The organism is Variovorax sp. P1_H12_2, from assembly GCF_056405335.1.
In genome coordinates this window covers 1-9,123 of sequence record NZ_JBFUCI010000259.1, presented here as the reverse complement: position 1 = coordinate 9,123, position 9,123 = coordinate 1, and the positions used below count along the sequence as shown (strand labels likewise).

Sequence of the window (9,123 nt, the reverse complement as noted above, 5' to 3'; positions counted from 1 at the left end):
GGGCGGTTTCCAGACCAGCCCGAACGTCGGCGACATCAACGGCTGCGACGGCAACCTGAAGAACGTCGACGGCAGCGACTCCGAGATCGCCAACATCGTCAAGCGGCTCGACAACCGCGTCGACCTGGTGATCAGCGGCCACACGCACTCGGCCTACAACTGCTCGGCCAGCACGGTCGACGTCAAGAACGTCAACGGCGTGGCGGTCAGCGCACCGCGTCCGACGGGCTTGCCCAACAGCGAGGGCCGCCTGGTCCCCGTCACCAGCGCCAGCGCCTTCGGCCGTGTGCTGAGCGACATCGACCTGACCCTGCATCCGCGTTCGCACAAGGTGCTTGCGGTGTCGGCGACCAACCGGCTGGTCGATCGCACGGACGTCGCGATCAACGACGCCATCCGCACCGACCCCAGCGTCAAGAACATCGTGGACGGTTACAGCGCGCTGGTGTCGCCGCTGGCCAACCAGGTCATCGGCACGATCGCCGCGCCGCTGCCCAACAGCGCGAACAGCGCCGGCGAAATGCCGGCCGGCAGCCTGATCGCCGACGCCCAATTGCAGGCCACGCAGCCCGCTGCGCTCGGCGGCGCGGTGATGGCTTTCATGAACGCGGGCGGGGTGCGCAGCCCGGGCTTCGCGATCGCCGGTAGCAGCTACCCGTACCACGTGACTTACGGCAATGCCTTCACGGTGCAGCCGTTCGGCAACAGCCTGGTCACGATGACGCTGACCGCGCAGCAGCTGAAGAACCTGCTGGAGCAGCAGTTCGTCGGCTGCCAGGGCCAGACTGCGCAGCGCATCATGCAGGTGTCGAACGGCCTGAAGTATTCATGGAGCGCCTCCGCCGCGCCGTGCTCGAAGATCGTCAACGTGGTGCTCACGCCGACCGATGTCACCGTGACGCCGCCGGTGCCGACCGGCGCGTCCGAGACGATCGTCGCCAACGGCGTGGTGCAGAACGCGGCCAGGACCTACCGGGTCACCGTCAACAACTTCATGGCCAGCGGCGGAGACGGCTTCACGGTGCTGCTGGGCGGCACCGGCGTGCTGGGCGGCGCGCAGGACGTCGATGCGCTCACGGCCTATTTCAACGCCGGCTACAAATCGCCGAAGCCGGCCTACGACCCGACGCTGCCGGCCCTCGCGATCCCGCGCATCACGGCCTTGCCCTGACGGTTCGAGGATTGGACTTGAGCCATCGGGCCGCATGCTTCGCAGTCGCCATCGGGCTCGGGCTCTGCGGCGCGCAGGTCGATGCACAGCCGGCAACGGCCGGCGCGTTGCCGCGCTCTGCCGCATCGATCACGGACATGCGGGTGCGCGACCCGGCGCTGATGGAGGCGCGCTCGGCACTGCTGGGCAGTGCCGAGGCGGCCCTCGCGCGTGGAGACACCGTGGCGGCCACCGACGTGCTGGACCGCGCCGCGATGATGCTGCACGCACCCGACACCGAGATGGGACTGGTGCGGGCTTACATGCAGGCCGGCCAGTACCGGCGTGCACTCGCGTTTTGCGCCCACACCTCGGGGGCGCACCTCGAATCGGCAGCGGCCGGCGCGCTGTACGCGTGGCTGCTGCGGGTCGGCGGCCAGGACGCGTTCGCGCAGCGGGTGCTGGACGGCACCCTCCAGAGATCGCCGCAGGACCCGGTGCCATTGGAGGTCCGCCGCGCCTTCGCGGCGCCCTTGCCGGTGGCGGCGGGGCCCTTGCTGCAGACGCCGCACCGGATGGCGCCGCAGGCCGTGATGGAGCGAGGGCAGGCGGCGATGCCGGACGCCGCGCGCGTGATCGCAAGCGCTGTCCTGATCGGCGATGGAACGCTGGCCCTGGTGCCGAACGCCGCCGTGCGGCTGGCGCCCGCCAGCACGCTGTGGGTGCGCAATGGCCTGGGCCGGACCACCCGGGCACGGGTGGACGCCGGCCTGCCCGCGCTGGAGGCGCTCGGCGTCGCGGTGCTGCGCCTCGACGCCGCATTGGACGCGACGGCATCGCAGGCCGTCGCGCCGCGCGATCCCTTCGCCGGAAGCCCCGGCTTTGCCCTGCAATATGCCGAGTCGGGCGCCGCCGTGCCCGCCTGGCCGTGGCTCAGCCAGGGCTTCTTCGGCTCGTTCCAGGGCAGCACCGGACTCCGGCGCCTGGGCATCCCGGTCGCCGACGGGCCGCAGGGCGGGCCGGTGCTCGATGCCCAGGGACGCCTTGCGGGCATGGCTTTGCCGGGGCCGGACCGCGAGGTCCTGATGCTGCCCGCCGCGCGCTGGCAAGTGCTCTCCGAGACCGCCGCCGCACCCGCGCCGCCGAGTGAGCCGGGCGCCGCGGCATCGGCGCGGCCATCGGGTGCGTTGCCGGCCGACGAGGCCTATGAACGCGGACTGCGCCTCGCGCTCCAGGTCCTCGCCGTTCCCTGATCGCCGCCGCCCATGGTTCATCCGGTTGTCACGCAGGACGCCTACCGTGCCGAGGCACACACCCACAGGAGATCTCCCTTGACCCACCCAAAGAAGTTCTGCGCCGCCCTGCTCGGCATGGGCATGCTGTTCGCATCCGTGGCGCCTGCCGTGGCGCAACAAGAGCAGGCACGACGTCGGGCCGACAACGCGCCGCTGGTGATCGGCCACCGAGGGGGCGCCAGCGGCTATCTGCCCGAGCACACCCTGGAAGCCTATGCACTGGGCATCGCCCTGGGGGCGGACTACATCGAGCCCGATCTGGTCGCCACCAAGGATGGGCAGCTGATCGCGCGGCACGAGCCCAACCTGATCGACACCACCAATGTCAAGAGCCTGCCGCAGTTCGCCGATCGGCGGCGCACCGTCATGCTGGACGGGGTCGCGACCGACGGCTTCTTCGCCAGCGACTTCACGCTGGCGGAGATCAAGCAGCTGCGCGCGGTCCAGTCCTTTCCCGAACGCGACCAGGCCTTCAATGGCAAGTTCCAGATCCCGACGTTCGCCGAGGTGATCGAACTCGCCAAGCGCAAGTCGCGCGAAGAAGGGCGCCGCGTCGGCATCTATCCGGAGACCAAGCATCCGACCTACCACCAGGGCATCGGCCTGCCGCTGGAAGACCGGCTGCTGGCCGTGCTCGGCGCGGCCGGTTGGAACCACCGCAACRCGCCGGTCTTCATCCAGTCCTTCGAGACCGCCAATCTCCGGTACCTGCGCAGCAAGACCAGCGTGCGGCTGATCCAGCTGGTCGATGCCAACGACGTCAAGCCCGACGGCTCGCTCGACTTCAGCAAGCCCTACGACAAGCCGTACGACTGGGTGGTGTCGAACCGCGACGGCCTGTTCAAGGACCTGCTGACGCCGCGAGGCCTGCAGGAGGTGAAGGGCTATGCCGACGGCATCGGGCCGTGGAAGCCCTACCTGATCCCGAGCGCCTGCAAGTCGGTGCAGGGCGGGGCCTGCGTCGACGTGACGGGCGACGGCGTGGTCGACGAGCGCGACCGCGTCCTGCTGCCGCCCACCGATGTGATCGCCAATGCGCACCGTCTGGGGCTGCTGGTGCATCCGTACACCTTTCGCAGCGAGCAGAAGCGGCTGACCGGCAGCTTCGGCGGCAACCCGGTCAACGAATACCTCGCGTTCTACGAGGCCGGCGTCGACGGGGTGTTCAGCGATTTCGCCGACACCGCGGTCGCCGCGCGTGCGATGTTCCTGCTCAAGCACGATCCCGACTACGCCGGCTGCCTGGTCAATTCGCGCAAATGCGAACGCAGCAACGATTGAGCTGGCGCCGCCGTCCCTCCGGCATCCGGATGCGCAGGCTTCGGCTCGCGAGTGTCGTCCTGGCCGCCGCGGCGTTCGGGCCATGGGCCCATGGCGAAGGCGGTTTGCCCGGCTCGCCCGGCGCGGTCGTGTCGAACGCCGCCGCGGCGGAGCCGTCAGGGGATGAGGCGTCGAGCCACGCGGCCGCCGGGGAGGCGGCGCGGGGCGGCGCGGTCTTCAGCCCGTTTGCCGAGGCGGCGCCAGCGGCGCCGCCACCGTCGGCGCGGATGGCCCGCGATGACGAATCGCGGGCGCCGGGCTTTGGCCTGACGCTGGTGGCGGGCCTTGCCGGCATCGCCGCGATCGGCTGGCTCGTTCTTCGCGCCTTGTAGGGCTCGCTGTTGCGTCGATGGCGCAGAGCCCCGGCGGCGGCGGCGCGGCGTAAATCAGGGCGATCCCGCCCGCGCGACAATCGCCCCATGAATTTCAGCAAAATCCTCGTCCCCGTCGGCGGCCTCATCCTGCTCGGCGTGGCCTATCGCAGCTACGGCTGGGCCGGCGTGGCACTGGTCGGCGGCGCCATCGTCATGTTCCTGCTGATGCACTTCAACCGCACGATGCAGGTGCTCAAGCGCGCCGCCGACCGGCCGATCGGCACGGTCGCGAGCGCGGTGATGCTCAACGCCAAGCTCAAGCCCAAGGTGACCCTGCTGCACGTGATCGCGATGACGCGCGCGCTCGGCGAGCAGCGCTCGCCCAAGAACGAGCAGCCCGAGCTGTTCCGCTGGACCGATGCCGGCGGCTCCTGGGTCGATGCCACCTTCGTGGGCGGCAAGCTCACCGAATGGACGCTGGTGCGGCCCCCGGTGGCCGAGGACGACGCGTCGCCGGCCGATGCGCCCAGCGCCGACGCCGTCAAGCCCGGCGCCGCCGACGCGCTGCGCCCGCCGGTCTAGGGCCGGCCAGCCCGGATCAGAACGGCGCCGAGTCGTCGTCGACCAGCGCGGCCTCGGCATCGGCCTTGGGCGCTGCCGAAGCAGCAGGTGCCGCAACCGCCGCCGCCGTGCCCAGGCGCATCTCGCCGCCCAGCGCTTCGAGCAGCTCGGGCACCAGCTGCCCCAGCTCGCCGGTCGCGATCGCCGCGTCGGCATCGAAGTTGTCTTCCTTGCCCGAGGCCGGCGCGTCGTCGAGCGTGCCTTCGAGGAACACGATCTTGCGCAGCTGCAGGCCTTCGGTCAGCTCGAAGGAGACGCGGTCGTCCCAGGTCATGGCGAGGCGGGTCGGGCGCTTGCCGTCGGCAATGTGCTGGCGCACCTCGTCGATGTCCAGCGGGTGCTTGGCGTAGCGCACCACGGCCTTCGATTCGTCGGTGGCCTTGAGCTCGCATTCGCGGTCGATCGTGAAACCGGCGGGCGGCTCCTGGCTCGACAGCCACTCCGACATCGCGACCGCAGGCTCGACCTGCGAGTTGACCAGCGCCACCGCGAAGCCGTCGAGCGACTTCACGAGGCTGGTGACCACTTCGTCGGCACGCGCCGCGTTGCTGGCGTTGACCACCAGCCGGTGCGCCTTGGGGTCGATCCATACCGCGACCCGGGCGTGCCGCGTGAAGGCCAACGGGAGCAGCTCGTGGGTGACGTCTTCCTTGAGCTCCTTTTTTTCCTTCTTGCCGGGCTTGCGGCCGGTGGTGGCCTCGATCTGCGCGGCGCGCTCCTCGACCTTGCGGCGCACCACCGAGGCCGGAAGCGTCTTGCTTTCGATCATGAATTCGAGCAGCCACTGGCCGGCGACCGATTCGGCGAGCGGGCCGTGGTCTTCGCCGCGGGGCTCGACCCAGCCGGCGGACCTTTCCTGCGACGGGCTGCAGGGGGCGAAGCGCTGCGTGCCGAGGCCCAGTTCGACCTGGTCCAGCGACTGCGACCACGTGGTTTCGATGCGGTAAACGATGACGTTCTTGAAGACGGACACGGAATCCCTTTTCTGGCTGTTTGGCAAAACCGACCATTGTCGGTGCCGCGCCTGCGGTCGTCGCCGGTAAAATCGAAAGCTTTTGCGACATACCCCCCGGTTGAAGGACAAAGACATGAGCGCGCTGCCCCCCGCACTGGACGACCGTGACGGCAAGATCTGGATGGACGGTGAACTCGTGGACTGGCGCGAAGCCAAGATCCACGTGCTGAGCCACACGCTGCACTACGGCTGCGGCGTCTTCGAGGGCGTGCGCGCCTACGACACGGTCGACGGCACCGCCATCTTCCGGCTGGCCGAGCACACCGAGCGGCTGTTCAACAGCGCCAAGATCCTGCGCATGAAGATCCCGTTCACGCAGGAACAGGTCAACGAGGCCCAGAAACAGGTGGTGCGCGAGAACAAGCTCGACAGCTGCTACCTGCGCCCGCTGGTCTGGATCGGCTCCGAGAAGCTCGGTGTCAGCCCCAAGGGCAACAGGATCCACGCGATGGTCGCGGCCTGGGCCTGGGGCGCCTACCTCGGCGAAGAAGGCATGAAGCGCGGCATCCGCGTCAAGACCTCGAGCTACACGCGCCATCACGTCAACATCACGATGACGCAGGCCAAGGCGGTCAGCAACTACAGCAACTCGATCCTGGCCAACATGGAAGCGCTCGACGACGGCTACGACGAGGCGCTGCTGCTCGACGCCAGCGGCTTCGTCTCCGAAGGCGCCGGCGAGAACATCTTCGTGGTCAAGGGCGGCGTGGTCTACACGCCCGACCTCTCGGCCGGCGCGCTCAACGGCATCACGCGCAACACCATCCTGCACATCTGCAAGGATCTCGGCATCGAGGTGGTGCAAAAGCGCATCACGCGCGACGAGGTCTACATCGCCGACGAAGCCTTCTTCACCGGCACCGCGGCCGAAGTCACGCCGATCCGCGAACTCGACCGCGTCGAGATCGGCATCGGGTCGCGCGGCCCGGTCACCGAGAAGATCCAGAACGCCTTCTTCGACATCGTGAACGGCCGCAATCCCAAGTACGCCCACTGGCTCACCAAGGTCTGAAGACGATGTCCACCGCCAAGAGCACCATCGAACTCCTCGCCAAGGACCTGAACGACCAGGGCGGCGTGTTCTGCCCCAATCCCAAGGCCGACATGCAGCTCTGGAGCGCGCACCCGAAGGTCTACCTCGACGTGGCCCGCACCGGCGAGGCCAAGTGCCCGTATTGCGGCACGGTGTACCGCCTCAAGGCGGGCGAGGCTGCGGGGCACCACCACTGAGCTGGCCCGGGCGTCTCGCGCGCAGCGCGTGAAGGCGCGCCGTGGCGGCACGGCGCCGGGAGCGAAACCAATGTTTGGCTTGTTCAAGTCAAAGCAGCCGACGCCTCCGGCGCGCGGCTTGTTCCTCATCAACGTCAAGGTCGGGCGAGGCTCGAACGGCAAGTTGCCGTCGACGCTCGCCGGCGCCTATGTCTCGGCCTACGCGACGGCTGCGGACCAGGAGGCCGCCATGCGGCTCGCGGTGGCGAAGCTGAGGTCCCAGGGCTTTGAATTCCTGGCCACCCAGGGGCCGGTCACGCGGCTCGACCCGGGCGAGTGGTCCCGCCACGTCGCCCAGTCCTGGCCCGAGTTCATCGACGAGCTTCCCAAGCAGCACGAAGTCGCCGCGGGCCTCGAGGGCGAGATGGTGTTCTTCGGCCCGTTCGTGGGCTATGAGCGGGGCCTCGAGGGCTGAGCTCGGGCCGGCGTCGCGGCTCGGCTCTATGCGTCGTTGACCGTCTCGTGTTCGGCGGGCATGAGGATCTCGAGGAGCTCGCAGTCGTCCGACCAGCCGACGACCGTGTGGCGGATGCCGGGCGGCTGGACCCAGCACGATCCGGCGACCAGCCGCTGCGGTCCGACGCCCTCGAAGTCCGTCTCGAACCAGCCCTTCAGGCAGTAGACCAGCTGGAATTGCACATCGTGGTGATGTCGCACGCTGAGTTCGGTGCGGAACGGCGCCACCATGCGGATCACATGGGCATCAGCCAACCCGTTCGTTGCAGCCGCGACACCCAGGTCGCGGTAGGACGAGTAGGCTCGCAAGCCACCGGTCTTGAAATCGGCCTCGTGGTGGTGGCTGATCACGAAGCGCTGCGGTGCCGCATGAGACGGGTGGTCCATCCGATTCTCCGAAATGTTCGTCAGACCGTAATCTGATCGCCAAATCAGAGCGGCGCAAGTGCAGCGGCCGGTGCCACCCCATTTCGCCGCGGCGGCACCAGCCCGCGCCACGAATCCCCCGGCTCCTGCGCCAGCCGCAGGTAGACCATCGCCACCCACAGCAGCGCCAGCCCGATCTGCGCATCACGCAGGGCCGAGTTCACGCTGGTGGCGATCAGCATGACCAGCGTCGCGACGAAGGCCAGGCGCCCGGCGAGGTCGTCGCGCCGCCAGGCCACCCAGACCGCCACGAGGCAGATGACCAGCAGGCTCAGGGCGCCCGGCACACCGCTCTGCGCGCCCATCCAGAGGAAGTCGTTGTGGGGCATGTTCTTGTAGTCCAGCAGCTTCGGCCCGCGCAGGTGCCACTGCTCGGTCCAGCCGCCGATGCCCCAGCCCGTGAGCGGCCGGTCGATGATCATGCGGGCGGTGTCGCGGTACATGTAGTAGCGCACCACCCAGCTGGCCTCGGAGATCTCGCCGGCCTGCGCGGCCTCGATCTCCTGGATGCCGACCGCGAACTTCTGCTGCACCACCGGCGAGTTCCACAGCCCGCCGATGGCGACCACGCCGCCGACCATCAGCACCAGCGCCAGCACCTTGAGCTGCCGCCGCCACTGGTGCACGCAGGCGGCCGGGATCACCAGCAGCAGCGCCAGCAGCGAGGTGCGCGAAGGCAGCGTGAAGGTGATGATCGCGATCACGGCCGGGACCAGCGCGAAGGCCGCCACGGCTCGCCAGGGCCGATGCTCGGCGAGCGACTTGAGTCCGTACACCGCGGCGGAGGCGCCCATGATCGTGAACAGCAGCGCATTGCTGATCGACTTGTTGCCGATCAGGATCAGCACGCCGCGCCAGGGCTCCCACATCGGGAAGCCGACCGTGTAGTACAGCGCGATCATGACGATGTTCGCGAGCCCCATGAGCCAGAAACCGCGCACGGCCCAGATCGCCTCTTCGCGCGTGAGCGCCAGCGCCATCAGCACGGTGGCCGCGATGCGCAGTCCGTGCACCAGGTTCGAGGCTGTCTCGGGGTAGTGCGGCCCGATCGCCAGAATGACCAGCGTCCAGATCACGTAGGCCATCACCGGCCACCACATCGGGTTGCGGCGCAGCCGCACCGCCCGCTCGCGCCAGCCGCCGGCGGCCGCGAGCGCGACGATCAGCAGCAGCGCTGCCAGGTAGGTGACGCCGACCGGCATGAACACCGTGAGCCCCCAGAACATGGCCGCGGCCCGAACGAATTGCGATCTCAGC

Annotated in this window: 11 protein-coding genes; 8 read left to right on the top strand and 3 right to left on the bottom strand. The window is 69.0% G+C overall.

The annotated features are described in order from the left end of the window. From AC1D2K_RS22710 to AC1D2K_RS22690, 5 genes are all read left to right on the top strand, one after another. On the top strand, positions 1-1,171 hold a 1,171-nt coding region (locus AC1D2K_RS22710; RefSeq protein WP_478091173.1), incomplete at its 5' end, for a bifunctional metallophosphatase/5'-nucleotidase. A gap of 17 nt (positions 1,172-1,188) precedes the next feature. Next, a complete protein-coding gene (locus AC1D2K_RS22705) occupies positions 1,189-2,403 on the top strand; it encodes a tetratricopeptide repeat protein (protein WP_478091172.1) in 1,215 nt (404 codons plus the stop codon). A 78-nt stretch (positions 2,404-2,481) separates the two neighbouring features. After that, positions 2,482-3,726, top strand: coding sequence for a glycerophosphodiester phosphodiesterase (locus AC1D2K_RS22700; RefSeq protein WP_478091170.1), 1,245 nt, complete (start codon positions 2,482-2,484; stop codon positions 3,724-3,726). Next, positions 3,705-4,097 carry a hypothetical protein gene (locus AC1D2K_RS22695; RefSeq protein WP_478091169.1) on the top strand — a complete coding sequence of 131 codons (393 nt, stop codon included), beginning with the start codon at positions 3,705-3,707 and terminating at the stop codon, positions 4,095-4,097. Before AC1D2K_RS22700 ends, AC1D2K_RS22695 begins: the two co-directional genes overlap by 22 nt. Positions 4,098-4,184: 87 nt before the next feature. Beyond that, a complete protein-coding gene (locus AC1D2K_RS22690) occupies positions 4,185-4,661 on the top strand; it encodes a glycerate kinase (protein WP_478091168.1) in 477 nt (158 codons plus the stop codon). Between the two features lie 16 nt (positions 4,662-4,677). Here AC1D2K_RS22690 and AC1D2K_RS22685 read toward each other — a convergent pair whose 3' ends face one another. Next, the gene (locus AC1D2K_RS22685; protein ID WP_478091166.1) at positions 4,678-5,673 is read right to left on the bottom strand and encodes a recombination-associated protein RdgC; all 996 of its coding nucleotides are present in this window, start codon (positions 5,671-5,673) and stop codon (positions 4,678-4,680) included. 115 nt (positions 5,674-5,788) lie between these two features. On the opposite strand from AC1D2K_RS22685, the gene AC1D2K_RS22680 reads away from it, so the two are divergent. The 3 genes from AC1D2K_RS22680 to AC1D2K_RS22670 all read left to right on the top strand — a co-directional run bounded on the left by AC1D2K_RS22680 (position 5,789) and on the right by AC1D2K_RS22670 (position 7,399). Then, entirely contained in the window at positions 5,789-6,727 is a 939-nt protein-coding gene (locus tag AC1D2K_RS22680) for a branched-chain amino acid transaminase (RefSeq protein WP_478091165.1), read from the top strand. 5 nt (positions 6,728-6,732) lie between these two features. Next, a complete protein-coding gene (locus tag AC1D2K_RS22675) occupies positions 6,733-6,945 on the top strand; it encodes a zinc-finger domain-containing protein (RefSeq protein ID WP_442285544.1) in 213 nt (70 codons plus the stop codon). Between the two features lie 70 nt (positions 6,946-7,015). Beyond that, positions 7,016-7,399 carry a hypothetical protein gene (locus tag AC1D2K_RS22670; RefSeq protein WP_478091164.1) on the top strand — a complete coding sequence of 128 codons (384 nt, stop codon included), beginning with the start codon at positions 7,016-7,018 and terminating at the stop codon, positions 7,397-7,399. Between the two features lie 26 nt (positions 7,400-7,425). Here the strand turns inward: AC1D2K_RS22670 and AC1D2K_RS22665 are convergent, their stop codons facing one another. Further along, positions 7,426-7,827 (bottom strand): cupin domain-containing protein, encoded by a 402-nt coding sequence (locus AC1D2K_RS22665; protein ID WP_478091162.1) that lies wholly within the window; start codon positions 7,825-7,827, stop codon positions 7,426-7,428. A gap of 44 nt (positions 7,828-7,871) precedes the next feature. Then, a partial coding sequence (locus AC1D2K_RS22660) for an O-antigen ligase family protein (RefSeq protein WP_478091160.1) occupies positions 7,872-9,123 on the bottom strand: 1,252 nt, incomplete at its 5' end.